We start from the raw sequence: 20046 nt of genomic DNA, 5'->3' as shown, positions 1-20046 counted from the left end.
CGCCCAGCACAGATCGGCCGACCACCGCAGGGCCGGCTACAGGGGATTGGAGACAGGGTTAGGCCGTCCAAGGCCCGTACGAGGTGGTGCCGTTCGCGCCGTACGTCACGGCCCGGTACTCGTACGGCTGCCCCGAGCGGACGGTCCAGTCGTCCCAGGTGCCGCCCTCGGGGATGCCTCGGCCGATCGTCACTTCGGAGGCGGTGTCCCCGAGGTGCCGGCGCTGAAGGTCGTTGGACAGCACGTACGGCACCGCGCCGGCCATCAGCCGCACCGCATCGACGAACACGACGTCCCCGCTGGCCGGGTTGAGGGCCACCCCAGCAGCGACGGCAACCCGGCCGGTGGAGGCCGGGGCCACGCCGGTCACGGACACCCGCTGCGGCTCCCCGGCGGTGGCCGGGAAATGCGCGACCGTCGAGGAGATAAAGACCCCGGCGCCGGTGAACCAGTGCAGGTACGCGGCGGCCGGCTTGTTGCCGGTGACCGGCAGCACGTCGGCCCAGCCGGTCAGCACATCACCGGGGGCGGCCGGGACCTGGACGCTCTGGGTGTACGCGTTCGACGCGGACCCTGACGGGGTGATCTGGCACGACCATTCGCCGTCCGACGCCCACGTGTTGACCCGGGCCTGGGTGGCGTTGAGCGCGGTCCACCCTGACAGGTCCACCTCGAACGACGTGTCGGGGATCAGGGACGGCGCGAGGGGGTTGGTGATGGACACCCGCACCAGCCCGCGGTGGGGCATCGGCAGGGCTGCCACGACCGGTGGCGTCGGCTCCGTGTAGTCGACGACCACGGTGCGGTCGACCGGATTCGAGGCCAAGCCCTCACCGTTGCGGGTGCGCAGCCGAATCGTGTACGTCTGCCCGTCCTCGACGCGGGTGGGGATGCTGAAGGTGGGGGCGGTGCCTCCCCGCCAGCCCGAGTCGTAGATCAGCGCGGCGGAGGCGTTGAGCAGCTGCACCTGGTAGGCGGTCTGCTCGGTGACGGTCCAGAACAGGGTGATCGTGTCGCTGGTCCACGACGCCCCGTCCGTGTCGGGGCTGGTGATCGTCGGGTTGGTGACTGCGGAGGGGACGACCACCAGCGCCGACGAGTACAGCGACGCCAGGTTGGCCCCGTCCCACACCTTCACCCGGTAGGTGTGCGCCGGGTCCCCGGCCCCGCCCGCCCCGACCCACAGGCTGGCGGGCATGTTCACCTGCGTGCTGCCGCCCGGGTTCTTCACCTCGCCGGCCTGCCACGTGCTGTCGGAGGCACGGAGGTACTGGACGGTGCCGGAGCCGATCTGCCGGGACAGCGCCCACGCCGACTGGGCGTCGTTCGGGTCCGGGTCGGAGAACGCCCAGTCCAGCAGCATCGCCTTGGCGACGTCCACGGCCGCCCCGTTCGCGGGCGGCGTCGTCGGGTTGGTGCCGTACTGCCAGGTCGGCAGGCTCGGCGCGTAGCTGAGGCCAACGTTGGTGGACACGAGGGTGTTGGGGCTGCCCGCGTGGGCGGTGATCACGTCGTAGCGGGCCGACCCGTACGACTCGTGCCGCACCGAATAGTTGCTGCCGCCCATGACCGCGGTGACGGTGGTCCAGGTGGTCCAGGTGCCGGCGGCGCGGGCGTAGTCGACGTAGTAGAGCAGGTCGGAGCTCGTGCCGACGGCGAACACCCGGAAGTCGCGGGACACCGAGTTGTAGGCGAGCGTGCAGTTGCGGACCGCCCCGGCGGGGTGGGAGGGGGAGGTCCGCAGGATGGTGGAGCTGTTGGCCTGGTTCCGTTCGAGCACCAGCACCGTGTCCGTGGCGGCGCTGTCGGGGTTCGGTACGGCGGTGAGGAACCGGGTGCCGTCCCATCGGCCGGCGATCGCGTTCTGCGCGGTCAGGCCGGAGGTGAGCAGGACGGTGTTCGTCGGCCCCGCCCACGTCGACCCGTTCCAGGCCAGCTTGACCACCCGCAGGTCGGTGCGGCCGAACGACACCCACAGGTGCGGCACGGACGCCGACTTGCCGTCACCCCAGTGTTCGATCTCGATCTGCGGGGTGAGCCGGCCGGCAGCGCCGGGGTACAGCCATTGCCGCTTGCCGGTGAACAGGGCGTTGTTGGCGGTGAGGGCCCCGTTGGTGGCCATGTTCGCCCCGTACAGGGTGACGCCGCTCGACCCGCCGACTCGGGTGCCGGCGGCGACGACGATCCGCTGCGCCTGCGACGGCGGCAGGCCGATCGAGTGGATTTCCAGCCCGTTGTGGATCGCGCCGGCCACACCGCCGTTGGCGGGCTCGGCCAGCATCCGCGGGCTGCCGGCGGCGAAGGTGGTGGAGCCGCCGGTCGCCCGGATGATCGAGATGCGGTCGCGGCTGTTCTCGTTGGTGCGGAACGCCAGCCACAGGTCACCGTAGTTGGTGATGTGCAGGTTCGAGATCTCGTGGATGGTGACGCCGAAGTTCCAGCCGCCCGCGTACTGCCAGGTCGACCCGTTGTCGGTGGACCGGTAGTAGAGCACCGAGTTCTGCGCGTTGCTGATCATCGTGAACCAGAGGACGCCGCTGTTCTGCCGGTCGATTCGGGCGACGGCCGGGGACGCGGCGAGCGGGTTGGCGAGCAGCGAATCGTCGATGAAACCCACCGACGCCTCCTAGATCACGAGTGCGTGGGGGTACTCGGCCGGTGAGCCGGGGCACCGCTCGATGGCCAGGTACCGCGGCGTGGTGGCCGAACCGATGTGCTGGACGGTGCCGGTCGACGCCTGCGCGGTGACGGCGATCGTCTGCCCTTCCAGCGGTGTCGACCCGACGTGCGCCAGGTAGTGCTCGCCGAGCAGCGCGAACGGCAGGTCCGCGACGGGGCAGTGGTAGTGCCCGAACTGGCCCCAGTCGACCGGGTAGGGGCCGGTCGCCCGGTCGCGGACGCGCCACAGGCTGTAGTTGGCGACGGAGCCTTGCACCTGCCCGCCGAGCCGCAGCCGGTACACCGCCTGCGGTTCGAACGTGAACCCGGTGACGGCGAGGACGGCGGCCTCGGTGAACACGCCGGAGGAGTTGGTGGGAGCTGCCCAGGTGGTGAGCAGGCTGCCGGCGCCGCCGAACACGCCGACCACGACCCACTCGGAGCCGAACCGGGCCAGCGTGACTCGGGAGTTCTCCCGCACGTGGACGTGGCCGAGCACCTTGACGGGGACGGCGAGCGCCGACCCGTCGAACGTGACCGTGGCGCGGCTCGCGGACTGGCGGGTCTGCACCGTGCCGGTGGCGGTCTGCTTTTGCCGGTACGCCTCAATGCGGGCGTCGATGAGCTTCAGCAGGTCCAGCCCGAACACGACACCCCCTCGGCCGCTACAGCACCGACCACTCGTGGGTCATGTCGCCGCCGTCGAGGGGCAACGTCCAGGAGGTGCCGAGCACCTGGGAGTACCGGCCGACCGCCGCGTGGTCGACCACCAGCAGGTCGAAGTGCCAGTGCAGCGGGTTCGGCGAGGTCGACAACCGCACCTGCGTGGGGATCCGCATGTCCGCGTCGATGGTCACCTCAGCGAGGCGTTCCAACGCGGCCTGGTCGGCGGCGTCCACGTAGACGACCCGGGTGATGATCCGCCCGTCGCGGCCCTCCACGCTGATGTCGCCCTGGTCCTCGTTCGTCCAGGTGTAGACGCCGGCCCCCTCGGTCGGCGGCGGGCCGTCGATGTCGTTCTGCCGCACCACGACCCACCGGTTGGGGGCCTCGAAGTAGTCCCGGGCGACGACCAGGCCGGGGCCGATCATCGCCGTGGCCTGGCCGTTGTCGTACAGCCACTCCGGTGCCCGCTCGCGGGGGAGCTGGTACGGCTGGCACCGCAGTTGCCCGTCCCAGTCCGACCAGACGCCCTGGTAGCCGACCGCGGCGAGGAGGTCGTTGACGATGGTCAGCCAGCGGGTTTGGTCGTCCAGCGGCCACACCTTCGCTGACGGCAGCACCGCGTCGGCGCGGGTCTGGTCGATCAGGTAGCGGGTGTAGCCCTGCGCCTGAAGGATCCGCTCGACCTCGGCCAGGTAGCTGACCCCGGCGTCCACGGCGTACGCCTCACCGGTGGGCGAGTACAGGGCGTGGAGGATGTCGTAGCCGTTCACGTTGTAGGTGACGGGCTGCTCGTCCACGGGCTGCTCGGGCACGTTGGTGAAGAACGCGCCGAGGTTGAACCGGGCGGTGTCGACACCGTCCGAGAGGGTCATGTACGGGCGGACCAGCGCCGACGCCCACGCCAGCTCCCGCGACAGCGACAGCGTGGCGGTGGCGTGCAGGTTGGCGTACGAGTTGCGGGACACCTGACCGCCGGCCAGGTCGGCGCTGATGTCCTCGATCACCTGAAGGTTCCGGTCGATCAGCTCCAAGCCCTTGCCAACGGTGAGGGCTGGCGCGTCGCGGAGCAGCCGGGTGACCGCCGCCGTGGTCATCGTGTTCCGCGGCGCGGCGGTGATCGGCTGCACGTCAGCCTCCCGCGGTGCCGTGCCGGTCGCGGATGTGCAGCCAGAACGCCGCGCCGCCGACGACTCGGGCGGGGCAGTAGAAGCAGAGCAGCGTCCCGTCGGGGTCGCAGCGGTCGCAGCCCTGGAAGGTGGCGAGCAGCTGCAACCCCGACGGCAGCATGGCGAACACGCCGGCCTCGAACCCGGCGGAGGTGAGGCAGCCGTCGCACCAGCGGGTCCGCTCGTCGCCGCTGACGGCGACCGCCTGCACCAGCTCCATGCGCGGCTCGGTCATGCCCCCTCCACCCAGGTCACCCCGTTGAGGGTGGTGGCGAGGTCGTACAGGTCCCGCTCCGCCTTGTACTCGCGGATGTCGAGGTCGAACAGGGTGCCGACGATCCGCTGGCCGCGGTAGTCGCGGTACATGACGTCCCGGCCGAGCCAGTCGCGGAGCTGGTCCCGCTGCGCGGTGGTGACCCGGCGCAGCGTGAACGTGATGACGTCGGTGTGGCCTTCCTGGGTGATGGCCCGGCGTCGGCCGCCGCCGTAGGTGCGGTTCTCGCCTTGCACGGACACCCGGCGTGCCCGGTCGGCGGAGAACGCGGCGACGGCTTCGCCGGTGCTCATCAGGTTGATCCACACGCGGTCGAGGTTGATGACGGCCATCACTTCGCCCTTCCGCGGTGCAGGGCGTTCGCCGTCGCCCCGTTGATCTGCTGGCCGACGTCGGGGCCGACGGAGCGGACCGCGTCGGCGAGGTCCCGCAGGTCTTTCCGGATCGCGGCCAGCAGCTCGGCGACCTTGTCCATGCTGCTGCCGGTGGCGACGTGCTCCGTGCGTCCGCTGAGGTTGACGCCGACGGTGCCGGAGGGCCAGTCGCCGCCGGAGTCGAACAGGCGGGCCGGCATGCCGGGGACGATGCCGCCGAGGCGTGCGGCCCAGTGGTTGTGCGCGTTGCCCCCGCTGAAGTTGTGCTGGTTCCAGACGGCGCCGGTGTAGCGGTGTGACCTGCCGTTGTGCAGGTTGAATTCCTGCCACGGGGTGATCAGCTCCCGGGTGATGGACCGGAAGTGCTTGAAGATCCATTCGGCGACTGCGCGGATGGGCGGCACGTCGACCGCCCGGTTCGTCGAGTGGTACGACCGGTTGCCGGTCAGGGTGATCGATCCCGGCCGGAAACCACTCAGCAGCGGCAGGCCGGGGAACGCGGCGCGCAGGATCCGCATCATGCCGGCCGAGCCGCCCAGCGGCGACGAGCCGGTCACCCCGGGGCCGCCGTCCTCACCGCCGCGGAACCACGACTTCACCTTGTCCACCGCCGCGTCGGCGACCTTGCGGGGCATCCCGATGGCGAACCGGCCGAACGCCGTGTCCCGGCCAGGCACCAGCCCGATCACCTTGTCGGCGATCTTGCGGAGGGTGCCGGCGGGGTCGGTGAACAGGTCGGTGACGCCGGAGATGGCGTCACCGGCCTTCTGCTTCGCCCAGGACGCGGCCTTGCCGAGCCGGTCGAGGATGCCGCCGTCGGCGTAGCCGCCGAGGAACCGGCGCACCCCGGCGACACCGCCGGAGCGGGCGGCCCGGTTGACCGCGTCGACCCAGCCGGCGCCCAGGGCGCGGGTGCCCTCGGGCCGGATGATCGCCTCCCCGCCGGACAGGTCGATCGCCCCGGCGGTGGGGGAGTAGAACCGGTGGACGTCCTTGCCGGGGGTGTAGCCGGGCAGGACACCACCGCGGGCGAAGCCCTTCGGCAGAGCGACCTTGTCGACCTTGTCGACTCCGAACACGCCAGCGAGCTTGTTGTAGGTGCCGATGATCGCCGAGTTGATCACCGTCTCGACCACGAACCGCACGGGGATCTTCGTCAGGTCGCGGATCTTCTCCCACGCCTTGCCGATCGCCTTCACGCCGGCCTCGAACGCAGGCGCGACGTGGTTCTTGATGAACCCGCCGAAGGTCTCGAACAGCGGCCGGATGTACATGGTCCAGATCCGCGTGATCGTGTCCTTGATGCCGTTCCACACCGGCTTGATCACGTTGTCGTAGAGCCACCGCCACAGCGGTGCCAGGACCGTCTTCACATAGATTTGCATCAGCCCGAAGACGACCTTGACCAGCGTCCAGGCGACCTGCGCGGCGAGCGCGAACCGCTCGAACACCGGCTTGATGACCTCGCGGTACCACCACAGGAACATGGGGGCCACGAAGTCGACCACGTACGCGCGCAGCGCCGAGAACACCGGCAGCAGCACCGTGTTCCACAGCCACTGGCCGGCCGCGGCGATGCCCTGGAACGCGGGCCCGATCGCGTTGTGCCACAGCCACATGACGGCCGGCACGACCTGCTCCATGACGAACGAGGCGATCGCCGCGAACGTCGGCTGAAGCACGTTCTGCCACGCCCACTGCACTGCGGCGGTGACCCCGGCGATGAGGGGCTTCAGCAGGCCGAACCGGTTGAGCAGGTAGTAGATGCCGCCAGCGGCGGCGACGATCGCGATGATCGCGGCGGACAGCGGGCCGATGGACACCGCGATCAGTGCGGCGATGCCGGCGGTGATCGCGAGCAGCACGCCCGGGTCGAGGCTGGCCAGGATGTCGGCGAGCTTGCCGAGCCCGGTCACCAGGACGGCGCCGAGCGGGGCGAGGGAGACGAGCAGCTTGCCGCCGACCTTCAGCAGATCCCACAGGAAGCGCAGGGCGGGCGGCCCGTACTCGCGGACGTAATCGACGAACTCTTGGAAGCCCTTCGACCCGGACAGGCCCTTGGCCCAGTCGGCGAAGGACGCGGTCAGTCCGACCAGGCCCTTGCCCATGTCGCGGTTGAGCGGCATGAACGCCTGCAAGATCGCGGCGAAGCCCTCGGCGATGTTGCCCGTCGCCTCGAACATGCCGTCCAGGGCGGGCCCGGCCGTTTTGTCGATCATGCCGAAGAAGGACCGCCAGAACGGCCCCGTCAGCGCCTTCGACGCCCGCACCGCCATGTCACCCAGCCGGCCGGCGATCCCGCCCACGAACCGCTCGACCTGCGGCAGATACGGCAGCAGGTTCTCGATGGCCTCCTGCGCTCCGGGTAGCAGCCCTTCCTGGGCGGCAGCCCGGATCCGCTGGACTTCGTCCTTCAGCCCGAACAGGAACTTGGCGAAGCGCTGGCCGGCCGGCGACAGCCCTTCCAAGGACTGGCGCAGCTTGTCCATGGCCGCGGCCCCGGCGGTGCCGGAGGCGACGGTCGCGTCCCGCAGCGACCGCTGAGCGGAGATCAACTGCTGTTGGGCCTGCTGGATCTGGTAGATCCCGTCCCGCTCCGCGCGGGCCTGCTCCCGGCGGGCATCCGTGAGGGCCTGCTGGCTGGCCCGCACCCGCTCGTCGGCGTCCGCGATGCGCTCGCGGGCGGCCTGCACCTCCCGGGATCCCTCGACGCCGGCCTTGTTGGCCTTCGCGGTGTCGTCGGCCAGCTCCTTGCCGCGCCGCTGAAGGTCGGCCAGTTGCAGGACGTTGCGCTCGTAGGTGATGCGGGCCTGCTCGCGCTGCGCTTCGGTCGCCTTCGGGTCGGCGAGCACCTTGTCCAGCTCGGCCTTGGCCTCGGCGACGTCGAGGGTGGCCTGACGCTGGCTGAGGGTGTTCTCGGCGAGGGACTGGTTGAGGTCGTCGAGTCGCCGCTTGGCTTCCTCGCGGGCCTCGTTCAGCTCCTGAGCCACCCGGAGTTGATCTTTGAGGGCGCGGGACAGGTCCCGCTCACTCTCGGCGACCCGGCGCGCGGCCTGCTCGTTCGACGCGGCGGCCTGCTCGCGGGTACGCGCGAGAGACTGCTCTGCCTGCCGCACCCCGTCGGCCGCCGCTTCGACGGCGGAATGGGCCCGGGACAGGGCGGCGGCGTTGTCGGCCGCCGCGTCCTCGGCCGCACCCATGGCCTTGACCGCGTCCGCGACGCCCATGAACGCGAGCACCCCGACGCCGAGGCCGGCGAACGCGGCGATCGCGGCCGTGCCGATGCCGGCGACCGCCGCCGCAGCAGCGGCCGCAACGGGGATGATCGCCGGGCCGAGAGCAACACCCACCGCGATCAGCGCGCTGACCCGGGAGATGCTGCTGGCCACGCCAGGACCGAACGCGTTGGCGAAGCCGTCCCCGCTGGCGCGGCCCTCCGCGGTGAACCGGCCGCGGGCGTCCCGCAGCCGCCCGGACGCGTCCCGCACGAACGCGTCACCGAAGCCGGCGCCGGCCGCCGCGCCCTCCGACACGAACCGGCCCCTGCCGTCGCGGAGCCGGCCGACCGCGTCGCGGACGAACTCGCTGCCGAATCGGGCACCGGCGGTCGCTCCGGCCCCGTCCGTGGACGCCTCGGCCTGCCGCCGGAACCGGGCGAACAGGCCGGCGGCCTTACCGGCGAGGGTGCGGCCGAACGCCCCGGCGAAGCTGTTCCCGGCCCGGTCACCGGACTGGGAAGCGTCCCGCTCGGTGTCCCGCTTGAAGTCGCGGGTGTCGGCGCGGACCCTCACGAACGCCTCAGCCAGGGGGACACCCATCGGGCACCCCCAGCCGTGCGGTCACGCGCGTTGGAGCGCCCGGTTGAGCTTGCGGTCCATCTCGTCCCAGCCTTCGATCGGGCCGTTCACCCAGGCGTCGAAGTCCGACATGGCGGTCTGGCGTTCCTTGCCGGTGGCGAGGGTGAGGGACTGGGCCAGGTCACGCCGCAGGTAGGCGTAGACGATGTTGCACAGCTCCCGGACGGTCAGGTGCTCGACTGGGCTGCAAGCAGCTCGTCGATGGACACCATCTCGTCGGCACCCTGCGGCACACGCTGGTCCGCCTGCGGCGAGGAGGAGGGTGCCTTCGAGCTCTCCGAGGTGGTCTGCGGCCCAACCGAGGAGTCGGCGGGCCGCTGGGTAGGGCGGGCGGACAGGATCTGGATGGTGTCCTGGACGACCTTCAGCAGGTCGTCCGCCTCGGCCTTCTTCATCGTCGCGTCGTCCTCGAACCGGTCCCAGTCGGTCGGGTCGATGCAGTCGCGGATCAGGGCGTACATGGCTGCCAGGCCCTCCATGTCGTCTGCTTTCGCGCCCTGCTTCGCGGTCATCGCGAACCGCATCAGCGGCATCAGGCCGACCTTCTCGGCGATGCGATACCACTCGCCCAGGAACTCGACCTTCTCACCGCCTCCGACGATCTCGACGCCTTCCGACGCCGCCTGCAACTCGTGCACGGTCATTACTCAGCACCCCCAGCGGTGTTGTTGGTCAGGGTTCAGCCGCGGGCGGTGCCCGCGAAGATGTGGTGGAACGGCTGGCCGTCGGCGGCCGGCTCGAACCGGAAGTCGACGGGCAGGCCGGCGTTGGCCGCGCCTCGGCGGCGGGCGATCGCCACGTTGCCGACCTGGAACGCCTGCTCGGCGTAGACCCGCTCGGTGAGGTCGGTGGATTCCCAGCCGATCATGCAGCGGATTTCCTGGCCCATCGCCGGCGGCGTGTACTCCGACCGCAGGGTGCCCCCGGAGCCGGTGGTGACGATGTTGCCGCCGTTGAGCGCCCGCTTCAGGTTCGTGGCGTGGATCTGCATCATCTCGAAGGTCATGCCGACGGTGCGGCCGGTCGTGACGGTGGCGATCGGGTCCAGGTATTCGGCGGCCTCGACGGGCTCGGTGGCCAGCTCGTAGGAGAACTCGTGGCCCTCGCGGGTCACGCCGAGCAGGGTCCAGCCGGCGGGCCAGGCGTCGGTGAACACCGATCCGGCGACGGTGGAGGCGGGAACGCTGGTGCCGGGCAGGGCGTAGTACAGCCACCCGGCGCCGAAGCTGAGGGCGTTCTTCGGTGCGGCGACAGCAGGCATGACAGGGTCCTCTCCCCGGCGCTACGCCGGGCCAGTAGGGGCGGAAGGCAGGCGGGGCCGGGCGGCGCTACGCCGCGCGGAGGTAGAAGTCGGCGTCGACCAGCAGCCGCGGTCCGGTGGGCTCGGGCGCCCAGGAGGGGCCGGAGATGCTGTCGGGGTCGACGACGAGGCAGATGACGGCTTGGCCCATGGGTTGGCGGCGGCCGTCGAGGGTGAGCAGCGCGTTCGCGTAGGCGACCGCTGCGGCGGTGGCGGCTTCCTTGGTGGGGCCGTAGATGGAGGCGGAGATGCGGGCCCGGTGGTCGGGGTTCTCGGGGCCGAGGGCGACGGAGCCGGGCAGGAGGCTGATCAGGGCGTAGCAGGCCGATGCGGCGCCGCGTAGGGCGGTGAGGTGTGCGCCCTTGGCGAGGGGGTGGCCGACGCCGACGAGGCTGCCGTCGAGGGAGTTGACCCAGTCGGCGACGGCCCGTTCGGCGTCTACGAAGGCGGCCACGATCACCTCCGCCCTCAGGGGGTTACTCGCGCCGGAGCACGTCCAGGCTGGGCCGTAGGAACGGCTGCGGGTCGGCGCCCGGGTGCTCGACGGTCTTGCCGAACACCTGCCCGGTCTTCGGGTTCCGCAGCGGGTAGTCGCCGTGCGAGGTGATGGTGTGCGGGCGGGTGCCCAGCTCCACATCGAGCGGGTACGCGTGGCCGTTGGGGGTCTTCGCGTCGGTGCCGATGTCGACGTACAGGCCGAGGCTGTCGCGGTCGAGGTTCGAGCTGATGTGGTCGCGCATGTAGCCGGGCTCACGGCCGTGGGAGCCGTCGGGGGAGACGGGGGCGGTGCGGCGCTGCTCGGCCGCGACGCGTTCGCCCTTGCGGGCCAGGTCCCGTCCGACCGGGCCGGCCTCGGAGTGCAGGAGCCGTTCATCTTCGGCGTAGTTCCACGCCACACGGGCCATGTGCATCACCCCCGGTCGGTCGCGTCGTCCTGGTGGGACGGTCCTGGTGGGACACGCCCGCTGCGCGAGTGGACGACCCTTATTTCACCTAGTATCGTTAAGGCCGTGGATGGACCTGTACGTGTTACCGGGCCACTCCTGGCCGTCCTCGACGCCCTCCTCGACGCAGACGACAACGAGCTGCACGGCTGGGCGATTATGAAGGCGACCGGGAAGTCGGGCCCCACGATCTACAAGATGCTCGAACGGCTCGCCGAGTCGAAGTGGGTCACCTCCCGCTGGGAGGAGGACGCCGAGCCGGGCAAGCCCCGCCGCCGGTACTACCGCCTCACCCCGCACGGCGTCACGAGCGCACGCGAGCTGATCGCCGCCCGCCGGCCGAAGCCCGCGCCGACCACGCGCCCCCGTCTGGCCTTCGGCTGGTGCGAGGCGTGAACGGCTGGGAGATCATCGCCAGCTTCGTCTTCGGGCTGCTGGTCAACGAGATGACCGACGTGTCCCCGTGGGCGGCCCGCAAGCTCGTCCGCTGGGCCGCCTACAGGTGGACGATCGACCCGGACATCGCGGCCGGGTACGCGGAGGAATGGACCGCAATCATCGATGAGCGGCCGGGGAAGCTGCTCAAGTTGATGACCGCACTTCGCTTCTCAACGGGGGCAGCGGGTAGGGCATTGCCAAGAGTGTTCGTGTCCGTCAGGCACGCCACAACGCAATGGCTCGCGCGTCACACGACTGTCCCGGAGAAGGTATGGAACGAGGCGCTGCCCTTCTTCGTGGCGGCGATCGTGTCGACCTTTGGTTTCGGCTACGCGTCAGGGTCCGTGCACGGGCGAGCATCGGCCATCCTGGTCGTGATCGCTCTTGTGGTTCAGATCGGCCTGGCCATCCTCATCGTGCGGCCGGCATTCAGGTACAGGCGCGAGAACAGAGGTCTTTTCCGGCGCTAGAACGACGGCGGCTGGGGACGACTCGGCCGCCATCGTTGTTTACTCGGGCCGTTCGGGGCCGAACAGGTTGTCGTAGTCGCAGGCGGCGAGCTGCGGGATCGTCGATTCCTCGGCCGTCTCACGCGCCATGCCCCGGTAGACGGCGTACTCCACCCACTCGGCCTTCCGGGCGCCCTGGCCGGGCCGCTCCACCCGTTCCGCCGCCTGCTGCTCGGCGGCCTGGCCAGACTGCTCGGCCACCTGGAACGCCACCGTGTCCGGGGCCGGGCTCGGGGTGGGGTTCGGGACGGCCGGCACGGTCAAATTGGCGTCGAGGTCGGGAGAGCCGATGACCTCGGGCTCCCGGGCGGCGAGCTGGTCGCGGGTCATCTCGTCGACCTGGTCCTGCGGCATGCCCTGCCCCACCCAGTACGCCACCCAGTCGGCGCGGCGCGCGTTCGCCGCCGGGCGGGGGATCACGTTCGGGTTGGCGGGAAGCACGTCCACCCCCACGGTGAGGCCCAGGTTCTCGACGGCGGAGGCGAACACGTCGTCGCCCGGGTTGTAGGCCCGGACGGAGTTCACCAGGATGGTCCGGTTGGCGATGTACTCGGCGTTCGGTCGCATGCTCACATCCCGAGGATCTGGTAGGTGACTTCGTTGGCGGTGCCGTTGATCGCGATAGGCACGCGGCCGTTCGCGTCGCCGTAGTTGGCCGGGACCCGGATCGCGCCGACACCGCCCGCGCCGATCGACACTGCCCTGTTCGAGACGGACAGGCCGTCGAACGTTGCGCCTACGGTCAGGCTGACGGTGTGGGACGCGGCGCCCGCGTTGCGGAGGATCAGCACGCAGCCGGCGGGGACCGTGTCGCCGCTGGTGGTGCCGGTGCGGGTGGTCAGAAGCACACCCGCGTTCGTGGGCAGCTCGGCGTTGAAGTCGGTCATCGGTGCTCGCTTTCGAGGTGCAGGGCGGGGGGTTACAGCAGGGAGTCGCCCCACGGGACGGGCGGGGGGAACGAGTAGACGGGCAGCAGGTCGAGGCTGTTGCCGTCACCGCCACCGGCGGCGTCGTTCGCGGCGATCAGCCGGGCAAGGTCGGCGTCGGCGCGGGCGTCCAGAGCGGCGGCCCTGGCGAGGTCCCCGTCATCGCGGGGGTAAGCGCGGACGATCGCCGCGGCGGCGCGTAGCGCGGCCACCGTCTGCGCGAGCGGCCACACCTGCTCGACCATCTCGCCGACGGCGGCCTGCACCGACGGCCAGGTGGCGTCGATGAGCCGCCGCGCCTGCTCCCCTGTCGGAGTGGTGAGGACGTTGAAGACGCCCAGGTACTCCTGCGACCCGGGAGTCACGGTGTCGACGGTCATGTACGGGACGTGGTCGGCGACCTGCTCGATGGTGGGCGCCCAGACGGGCGGGTCCTCGACGATGATCGGCAGGTCGTTGCCACCCGCGGGGACCGGCATACCGCCACCTCCAAACGGTGGTCAGGCCCGCCGGTACGCGACACGCGGGGGTGTGAGCTGGTGGGCGTTGGACGGCTCCGCCACGATCGTTCCCAACGCTGCGGGGACCGGAGTCGCGAAGTAGCCGAGCCGGTTGCCGCTCATCAGCGACGGTGCGGCGCCGATGTTGAGCGGACCGAAACCGCTGGTGGCGTTCATGGACCGCACGGCAGGAGCGGTGGTGTTGACGCCCTGCCACACGAGGCCGTACCAGTGCCAGCCGGCAGGGAGCTGCACCGCCGGGGACAGAACCGACTCCTTGACGCCGGTGGCGCTGACGTCGACCGTGCCGAAGTCGGCGATCGGGCCGGTAGCAACCGGGCAGCCGTTGGCCGGGTTGTTGGCGTACACCCCGTGCCGGATCACACCCGTACCGACCGCCGTCACCTCGATGCAGGCCCGGTCGACCGAGACGGCCTGCGTCAGGTACATCGGCCACATGTAGAGGATGTTGAAGCTGCCGGTCAGGGCTACGGTGACGAGCGACCCCTGGCTCACCAGGAAGTACTGGCCGGGCAGCCCGGTCGCGCCGGGGATACCGATCCGGGGAGGCTGCGCGACGGCGGCGATGACGTCGGCCAGGTCGTCGGCCATGCCTTCCGTGGCGGACTCGACGGTGTTGAGTCGGGCGCTGAGCGCGTTGTCACCGGCCACCCGGGCGGCCTGTTCGGGGCCGATCGCTGCGGTGATGGCGGCGGCCCGGTTCGCGGCTTCTGCTGCGACCGCGTTCGCGATGTCGTCGCCGACCCCGGCAACGCTGTCGGCGAGCTTATCGATGCGGTCGTCCACGCGGGCGTACAGCGGCACGATCGGCCCACCGTTGATCGACGTGTAGACCACGTCGCTGCCGGGCGGGTACTGGAACAGGGGGATGCGCGAGTGCACGTCCACGATCAGCGTGGACTCGGGGACGTCGTCGCCGTTGACGGTCAAGACGTCGGCGGGGATCGACCCGGCTTCGTCGGCGAACAGTGGGACCGGGTAGCCGCGGGCGCGGGCCCGACCGTCTTGCAGGAACACGACCCGGTACGCCTCGTCGGGGCCGATGAGGCGTCCGGATTCCTGCGGGTTGGTGCCTCCGGCGGGGACGGGCATGGTGGTGTCCTTGTCTGCTCGGGCGGAGTCCGGCCGGGCAGGACCGGCCGATGGGGGATGCGCTCCGGCCGTCCACCACACGGGGGCGGCCGGAGCCAGCGGGGGACGCGCGGATCAGGCGCGGCGGTAAGCGACGCGCGGGGAGTTGAGCTGGTGGCTGTTGCCGGCGCTGACCGTCACCGCGCCGAGCGGGCCGGCCACCGCGTTGACGAAGTAGCCCAGCCTCGCCCCACTCATGAGCGATGGGGAGCCGCCGATGTTGAACGGACCGATTCCGGTTCCGCTGTTGAGGAGGCGCATGGTCGGCGGGGTGGTGTTGGTCTCCTGCCACACCCAGCCGTACCAGTGCCAGCCGGCAGGGAGGAGCACAGGCGTCGACAGCGTCGATTCCTTGATGCCCGTGGCGCTGACGTCGACCGTCCCGTAGTCGGCGATCGGGCCGGCGCCGGAGGGCAGACCAGTCGCCGGGTCGTTGGCGTACACCCCGTGCCGGACCACGCCGGTACCGACAGCCGTCACCTCGATGCAGGCCCGGTCGACCAGCACAGCCTCGGGCAGGTACATCGGGAACAGGTACAGGATGTTGAAGCTGCCGGTGAGCGCGGCGGTGGTGACGTTGCCCTGCGCCACCAGGAAGTAGCTACCCGGCTGTCCGGTCGCGCCGGGGATCGTCTCCAACCGCGATGCGTCCGGGACGGCCTGCCACATGCCGTACGCCGGCAGGGCCGGCGCCGAGTAGGCGATGCCCTCACCGGTGACTCGTTCGGCCGCGGCGATGGTCGTCACGCCTGCCGGCACCAGCCGGCGGCCGAGGAGCTGCGGCGCGGCGGCCCGGCCTTCGCTGGTGGTGGTGGTCCGCTCGATGATCGCCCACGTGTTCGTGCCGTCGGAAACGGTGAACTCGGTGACCTCGGCCGGCGGTGCGAGGTAACGCCGGTACGCGGTCGCGGACAGGCTCTCACCAGGGTTCATCGGCTTCGACCACGCGATCTGCGGGTAGTTCTTCTTCGTCGTGTTCGGCATGAACCACGTCTGCGTGGGCGCGTTCTTCAGCCGCTGCGTCGGGTGACCGTCGGCGATGGGTAGGACGCCCAGCGCCAGGCCCCACTGCGGGTCGCCGGCCGCGTTGCACGCCCACTGCTGCACGCTGACCGCCGGCTGGACCGGGTTGAGGTAGGTGGCCGGCCCGAAGTTGAGGGTGGTGGTCATGGCAGAGAGGTCGGCGAGGGTCGAGAAGTTGAACCCGCCGACGGTGCCGATGCCGGCCATGAACTGGCGCAGCTTCCCACCCGCTGGCGTGGTCAACCCGATCGCCTGGGTGACACCCATGTTCACGTTCGTCTTTTCCAGCGCGGTGAGGCGTTGGGCGACAACGACCGTGGCGGGGGTGACCCGGTAGGTGTTCGACACCCGGGCGAGCGCCGGCACCTGGCTCATGATCGTGTGCACGGGGGTGCCGATGTTGGCCTGCGCCGTGTCCACCAGGCCCTTGTAGGAGGCGACGTAGTACGTCTCCGTGACGGTGAGCACCTGCCCGAACGTCTTACCGTCGGCGACCGGCCGGCCGTCCAGCTCGATCGTGTAGGTGCGGCCGTAGGTGGACGGGTGGATCTGCACCGCCCCGGCCACTCCGCCGGTGATCGGCACCGAACCGGTGTTCGTGGCCCCGGAGACGTGCGTGAGCGTGGCAGCCGGCGCGACGGCCCCGCCCGTGGCGATGCCGTTGGAGACGGTGTACGGGTTGGCGAACAGCAGGGTGTTCACGTCCACGACCCGCAGCAGCGTGTAGGTGCGGGTGCCGTCCGACCATTGCGAGCCGACGTCAGCGGTGGTCTTCCCGTGACCGGTGGCCGTCACCTGGGAGCCGACGCTGTATCCGTGGTTCCCTCCGACGTACGACCAGCCGGTGTTGATCGGCGCGTTCTCGTCGCCGGTGCCGTGGATGTTGGTGGCGCCGGTGACAGTCGGCCAGATCGTCGAGTCGGCGGCTGACGACGGGATCAGCGCCACCGATGACACGACGGGGTTGCTGAGCATGAACATGTTCTCGGCGCCGCCGTTGGCGTCGAACGGCATGAGGATGTCGCGGGTCGCGTCGAAGGGGGCGCGGACCAGCAGGTTCTCCGCGTCACGGAACACGGCCAGGCCGGACAACCGTTCGAGGGCGGCGAACCGTGGTGTGACGGCGGCGATCGCGGCGGTCTGCGCCGCGTTGGCCTTGGCTGTGGCGTCTGCGGCGGCGGTGGCCGCGGTGGTCGAGTCGCCGGCCACTCGGGCGTTCACTTCGGCGGTGAGCGCCTGAGTGCGGGCGGTCGTTTCGGCAGCGAGGGCAGCGGCGGTCGCGACCTCGTTTCCGCCGCCCGGCTCCAAGGCGGTGATCCGCGCGGCCTGCGCGTCGAGCTGCGGCTGCGAGTCCGGGTAGATCGCTTCCATCGGCCCGCCGCTGACCGTGATCCACAGGCAGGGCATGTCGTCGAGGTCCCAGAACGCGGGCCTGTTCGAGTGGAGGTCAACGACGAGAGCGCCACCGACGATCGGGGCGCCGGGAGCGTCGCGGTTGGCCGGGTCGAAGGCAGCCAGGTTGGCGGGCTGTGGCGACGGGTGGCCGGGCGGGGTCTTGTAGATCAGGCACGGAAGGCCCTGCGCCAGCGCGAGGCCGTTACGCAGGTAGACGGTCCGCTGGCCGAGGTCGGAGTACAGCCGGGCCACGGGCCACCTCCATTCAGGGGTTCATGGGGTGGGGTCCGGCGCGCGGCCGGTATGGACTGGCCTGGTCAGGCGGCTTGAATGGCGAACGCCGGGCCTGGCGACGCGTACCCGTTGGGGGTGAACCCGGCAGGCAAGGCGCCGGTGACACCGCCCTGGGTGACGGTGCCGTGGTAGAGCAACGCCGAGTTGGCGTTCGGTAGGTCCCGTGTCTCCTGGCCGGTGACCGTGCCGACCAGGCTCACCGTGTTGGTGCCCTGCGGTGTGACGGTCAGCCAGAGCGGCACGCCAGTGGCGGGTCCGGCCGGAACGGTGAACGTGATCGCGAGGGCGCGGACACCGGCGGGGGTGGCGGCGATGATGCCGGCGTCGAGGAGCAGCGCGCCGGGGAGGCCGGTGCTGTCGGCGCGGATCCCCAACCGCAGGTCGGTGTCGGCGACGCCGACGTTGACGTATACGCCGAGGGCCTGCAACGCCTGTCCGGGGGGCAGCCACACGAGCTGCGCCCGTTCGATGTCCACGGCGGCGGAAAGGGTGGCGATGGCGCCGGGGCTGCCCCGCCACTGCCCGGACGGAATCGGTTGCACCGCGGGCAGGCTTCCGGCTCCACTGCCGGGGCCCCAGAACGCGCGGCTCACCACACCCTCACCGACACCTTCGGGGTGCCGGCGGAGCGGACCCGCACGACCGAGTTGACGCCCTTCGTCTCGTCGGGCAGCTCCATCGAGCAGATCGCCGCGGGCAGGACGTGGCAGCCGTCTTGGCCGACGACGGCGGGGGTGTTGTTGACGGTGAAGTAGACCTCGGCCGCCCCGTCCAGGTTGGTGACCTCGACGGTCGCCCCGTTCACATCGAAGGTGAACGTCTTCTCGACGTTGGCGGTGAGGGTGAAGTGCTGCGGTGACACCGCCACGGCGGCCTCCGTTCAGGGGTTGAGCAGGGGTGGTCCGGCCGCCCGGCGCTGGGGAGTTCGGGCGGCCGGACCGGACCAGGGGGTCAGCCCTGCCGGGACTTGACCGTCTCGACCAGGTCCGAGCGCTCGGACCGGATGAGGTCGTCGTAGTTGCCGCCCTGGGCGACCAGGTACTCCACGAGCACGTCGGTGGACGCGCGGCCGTCGGGCGCCTTGCCGCCGAGGGCGGCCAGCTTCTCCCGGGCGGCCTGGCGGCGGGCGGCCGTCTCGGCGGCAGCCTTGTCCTCCTCGGTCGGCTCCGCGTCGGCGTTGCTGACGTTGAGGGACTGGCCGTGCGCCGTGCCGGTCGCGGTCTGCTCCTCGACGGGCTCCATCGCCCGGGAGCCGTCCGAGGCGGGGACCACGGTGCGGTCGGCGACCGCGGCCGGCTCACCGGCCGCGTTGACCCCGCCCGTCTCGTCGCCGCCCACGCGGGCGGCCATGCCGATGTCGAGCAGGTGCTTCAGCTCCGGCGCGTCGGCGGGGATGAGCGCGCCCTTGTGCACGAGCACCTTCGCCCGGCCGAGCGCCGTGTTGGTGGACACGTAGGCGCACTCGCCCACGAGCTGGTAGGTAGCCACGATCAGGTCCCCTCTCAGCCCAGCGAACCGGTGCCGGTGAGGCGGATCGCCGCGCCCGGCTCCTGCACGACCGGGACGGTGATCCGGCGGGCCCAGATGTCCCACGAGTCCCGCTCGTCGATCCGCTTGGTCTTGTACTGAAGGTTGTTCGGCAGGGTGGCGTAGCCCGGGTCCACCTCGGTCTCGTCGGCCATGCCGCCGAGCTGGTCGGGGTCGTACACCCACACGTCGTCGGACGGCAGGTTCGCGACGGCGGTGGTGACGATCTCGTACTTGCCGAGCCGGTCGATGTCGCCGCCGTAGATCGGGTTGTCCGACGCTTCGCGGCGGCGCAGCGCGGCGATCGCCGGGTCGGTGATCAGCAGCGCGTACTTGGTGGTGGACATGAGCACGGCGCGCGGGTTGTAGCCCTGGTTGAGGTCCACGATCTTCGCCGCGGCCAGCTCGACATCGCGGAACAGCATCGGCGAGGCGGCGTTCCACGCGGCCGACGCGGCGATCGAGTTGGTGACGGCCGACGCCACGGCGGAGGTGGCGAGCCGGTCGACCTTCGAGATGACCGTGTTCGCGGTCTTGATCAGGGCCCGGTTCAGCTCCTGGCCCATGTAGACGGACCGCTTCAGCTTCTCGTCGGTCAGCGGGACCGCCTGGCCCCACTTGCTGACCGCCGCCAGCGCGGCGGTGCCCTCGGGCGTGCTGTCCCGCGGGTACTCGCCGCCGGGAGCGACGGCCTCGACGGGACGGCTGTTCATGATCGGCTCGGACTGCTCGAACGCGATCGCGCCGCCGCTGGTGCGGAAGCGGCCGGTGAGGATGCGGTCCGCGACGAACCGCAGCTCGGCGATCGTGCGCAGCCTGCGACGCAGGTACGTCGGGTTCTGGAGCAGGCGGTGGATGGTGAGCAGGTCGCCGGCCAGCGTGGGTGCGGCCGGAGGGTAAGCGCCCGGCATTCGGGTCGTCCTTCCAAGGTGGCCCGGCTGGCGGGCACGACGAAGAGGCCCGCACGCGGGGATGCGTGGGGCCTTGGTGGTGCGCGGGTCTGGGGTTGTGGTGCGGGGTGTGCGGGCGCCCGCCGGTCAGGA

The 20046-nt window shown here is 71.0% G+C and carries 21 protein-coding genes; 2 read left to right on the top strand and 19 right to left on the bottom strand.

The genetic code is table 11. The features are described 5' to 3' along the window. Positions 1-58: 58 nt before the first annotated feature. The 10 genes from D7193_RS15340 to D7193_RS15295 all read right to left on the bottom strand — a co-directional run bounded on the left by D7193_RS15340 (position 59) and on the right by D7193_RS15295 (position 11200). A complete protein-coding gene (locus D7193_RS15340) occupies positions 59-2617 on the bottom strand; it encodes a hypothetical protein (RefSeq protein ID WP_120780143.1) in 2559 nt (852 codons plus the stop codon). A gap of 9 nt (positions 2618-2626) precedes the next feature. Continuing rightward, on the bottom strand, positions 2627-3307 hold the full coding sequence (locus tag D7193_RS15335; protein WP_120780142.1) for a hypothetical protein: 681 nt from the start codon (positions 3305-3307) through the stop codon (positions 2627-2629). Between the two features lie 16 nt (positions 3308-3323). Further along, positions 3324-4451, bottom strand: coding sequence for a hypothetical protein (locus D7193_RS15330; protein WP_120780141.1), 1128 nt, complete (start codon positions 4449-4451; stop codon positions 3324-3326). Between the two features lies 1 nt (position 4452). Next, complete coding sequence (locus D7193_RS15325) at positions 4453-4725, bottom strand: hypothetical protein (protein WP_120780140.1); 273 nt, start codon at positions 4723-4725, stop codon at positions 4453-4455. Further along, a complete protein-coding gene (locus D7193_RS15320; RefSeq protein WP_147434398.1) occupies positions 4722-5096 on the bottom strand; it encodes a hypothetical protein in 375 nt (124 codons plus the stop codon). The genes D7193_RS15325 and D7193_RS15320 overlap by 4 nt, the downstream gene beginning before the upstream one ends. Continuing rightward, positions 5096-8956, bottom strand: coding sequence for a hypothetical protein (locus D7193_RS15315; protein ID WP_120780138.1), 3861 nt, complete (start codon positions 8954-8956; stop codon positions 5096-5098). The genes D7193_RS15320 and D7193_RS15315 overlap by 1 nt, the downstream gene beginning before the upstream one ends. Before the next feature lie 206 nt (positions 8957-9162). Then, complete coding sequence (locus tag D7193_RS15310) at positions 9163-9639, bottom strand: hypothetical protein (protein ID WP_120780137.1); 477 nt, start codon at positions 9637-9639, stop codon at positions 9163-9165. Between the two features lie 35 nt (positions 9640-9674). Continuing rightward, a complete protein-coding gene (locus tag D7193_RS15305) occupies positions 9675-10256 on the bottom strand; it encodes a phage tail tube protein (RefSeq protein ID WP_120780136.1) in 582 nt (193 codons plus the stop codon). Between the two features lie 67 nt (positions 10257-10323). Beyond that, on the bottom strand, positions 10324-10749 hold the full coding sequence (locus D7193_RS15300) for a hypothetical protein (protein WP_147434397.1): 426 nt from the start codon (positions 10747-10749) through the stop codon (positions 10324-10326). 22 nt (positions 10750-10771) lie between these two features. After that, positions 10772-11200, bottom strand: coding sequence for a hypothetical protein (locus D7193_RS15295; protein WP_147434396.1), 429 nt, complete (start codon positions 11198-11200; stop codon positions 10772-10774). A gap of 105 nt (positions 11201-11305) precedes the next feature. Between D7193_RS15295 and D7193_RS15290 the strand changes: the two genes are divergently transcribed. Then, complete coding sequence (locus D7193_RS15290) at positions 11306-11635, top strand: PadR family transcriptional regulator (RefSeq protein WP_120780133.1); 330 nt, start codon at positions 11306-11308, stop codon at positions 11633-11635. Further along, positions 11632-12147 carry a hypothetical protein gene (locus D7193_RS15285; protein ID WP_120780132.1) on the top strand — a complete coding sequence of 172 codons (516 nt, stop codon included), beginning with the start codon at positions 11632-11634 and terminating at the stop codon, positions 12145-12147. Before D7193_RS15290 ends, D7193_RS15285 begins: the two co-directional genes overlap by 4 nt. A gap of 39 nt (positions 12148-12186) precedes the next feature. Here D7193_RS15285 and D7193_RS15280 read toward each other — a convergent pair whose 3' ends face one another. The 9 genes from D7193_RS15280 to D7193_RS15240 all read right to left on the bottom strand — a co-directional run bounded on the left by D7193_RS15280 (position 12187) and on the right by D7193_RS15240 (position 19914). After that, positions 12187-12759 carry a hypothetical protein gene (locus D7193_RS15280; RefSeq protein ID WP_147434395.1) on the bottom strand — a complete coding sequence of 191 codons (573 nt, stop codon included), beginning with the start codon at positions 12757-12759 and terminating at the stop codon, positions 12187-12189. Further along, a complete protein-coding gene (locus D7193_RS15275; protein WP_120780130.1) occupies positions 12756-13073 on the bottom strand; it encodes a hypothetical protein in 318 nt (105 codons plus the stop codon). Before D7193_RS15275 ends, D7193_RS15280 begins: the two co-directional genes overlap by 4 nt. Before the next feature lie 32 nt (positions 13074-13105). Beyond that, complete coding sequence (locus D7193_RS15270; RefSeq protein WP_120780129.1) at positions 13106-13591, bottom strand: hypothetical protein; 486 nt, start codon at positions 13589-13591, stop codon at positions 13106-13108. 21 nt (positions 13592-13612) lie between these two features. Next, positions 13613-14725 carry a hypothetical protein gene (locus D7193_RS15265; RefSeq protein ID WP_120780128.1) on the bottom strand — a complete coding sequence of 371 codons (1113 nt, stop codon included), beginning with the start codon at positions 14723-14725 and terminating at the stop codon, positions 13613-13615. Positions 14726-14839: 114 nt separating this feature from the next. Beyond that, entirely contained in the window at positions 14840-17434 is a 2595-nt protein-coding gene (locus D7193_RS15260; RefSeq protein ID WP_120780127.1) for a hypothetical protein, read from the bottom strand. A 65-nt stretch (positions 17435-17499) separates the two neighbouring features. Beyond that, complete coding sequence (locus tag D7193_RS15255) at positions 17500-18018, bottom strand: hypothetical protein (protein ID WP_147434394.1); 519 nt, start codon at positions 18016-18018, stop codon at positions 17500-17502. A gap of 47 nt (positions 18019-18065) precedes the next feature. Beyond that, positions 18066-18344: a hypothetical protein gene (locus D7193_RS15250; protein ID WP_120780125.1), complete on the bottom strand. Its 279-nt coding sequence runs from the start codon at positions 18342-18344 to the stop codon at positions 18066-18068. 83 nt (positions 18345-18427) lie between these two features. Next, positions 18428-18964 (bottom strand): hypothetical protein, encoded by a 537-nt coding sequence (locus tag D7193_RS15245; RefSeq protein WP_120780124.1) that lies wholly within the window; start codon positions 18962-18964, stop codon positions 18428-18430. Positions 18965-18978: 14 nt separating this feature from the next. Beyond that, the gene (locus tag D7193_RS15240) at positions 18979-19914 is read right to left on the bottom strand and encodes a phage major capsid protein (protein WP_120780123.1); all 936 of its coding nucleotides are present in this window, start codon (positions 19912-19914) and stop codon (positions 18979-18981) included. Positions 19915-20046 lie beyond the last annotated feature (132 nt).

The sequence above is a fragment of the Micromonospora costi genome (assembly GCF_003626655.1).
Classification (GTDB): domain Bacteria; phylum Actinomycetota; class Actinomycetes; order Mycobacteriales; family Micromonosporaceae; genus Micromonospora; species Micromonospora costi.
This window is presented reverse-complemented; position numbering and strand designations above follow the sequence as displayed.

Coding starts and splice junctions, on each gene's coding strand:
- D7193_RS15275 (WP_120780130.1), bottom strand. CDS start 13,073: ATGACCGACTTCAACGCCGAGCTGCCCACGAACGCGGGTGTGCTTCTG.
- D7193_RS15315 (WP_120780138.1), bottom strand. CDS start 8,956: ATGGGTGTCCCCCTGGCTGAGGCGTTCGTGAGGGTCCGCGCCGACACC.
- D7193_RS15295 (WP_147434396.1), bottom strand. CDS start 11,200: ATGGCCCGTGTGGCGTGGAACTACGCCGAAGATGAACGGCTCCTGCAC.
- D7193_RS15305 (WP_120780136.1), bottom strand. CDS start 10,256: ATGCCTGCTGTCGCCGCACCGAAGAACGCCCTCAGCTTCGGCGCCGGG.
- D7193_RS15310 (WP_120780137.1), bottom strand. CDS start 9,639: ATGACCGTGCACGAGTTGCAGGCGGCGTCGGAAGGCGTCGAGATCGTC.
- D7193_RS15320 (WP_147434398.1), bottom strand. CDS start 5,096: ATGGCCGTCATCAACCTCGACCGCGTGTGGATCAACCTGATGAGCACC.
- D7193_RS15325 (WP_120780140.1), bottom strand. CDS start 4,725: ATGACCGAGCCGCGCATGGAGCTGGTGCAGGCGGTCGCCGTCAGCGGC.
- D7193_RS15240 (WP_120780123.1), bottom strand. CDS start 19,914: ATGCCGGGCGCTTACCCTCCGGCCGCACCCACGCTGGCCGGCGACCTG.
- D7193_RS15270 (WP_120780129.1), bottom strand. CDS start 13,591: ATGCCGGTCCCCGCGGGTGGCAACGACCTGCCGATCATCGTCGAGGAC.
- D7193_RS15265 (WP_120780128.1), bottom strand. CDS start 14,725: ATGCCCGTCCCCGCCGGAGGCACCAACCCGCAGGAATCCGGACGCCTC.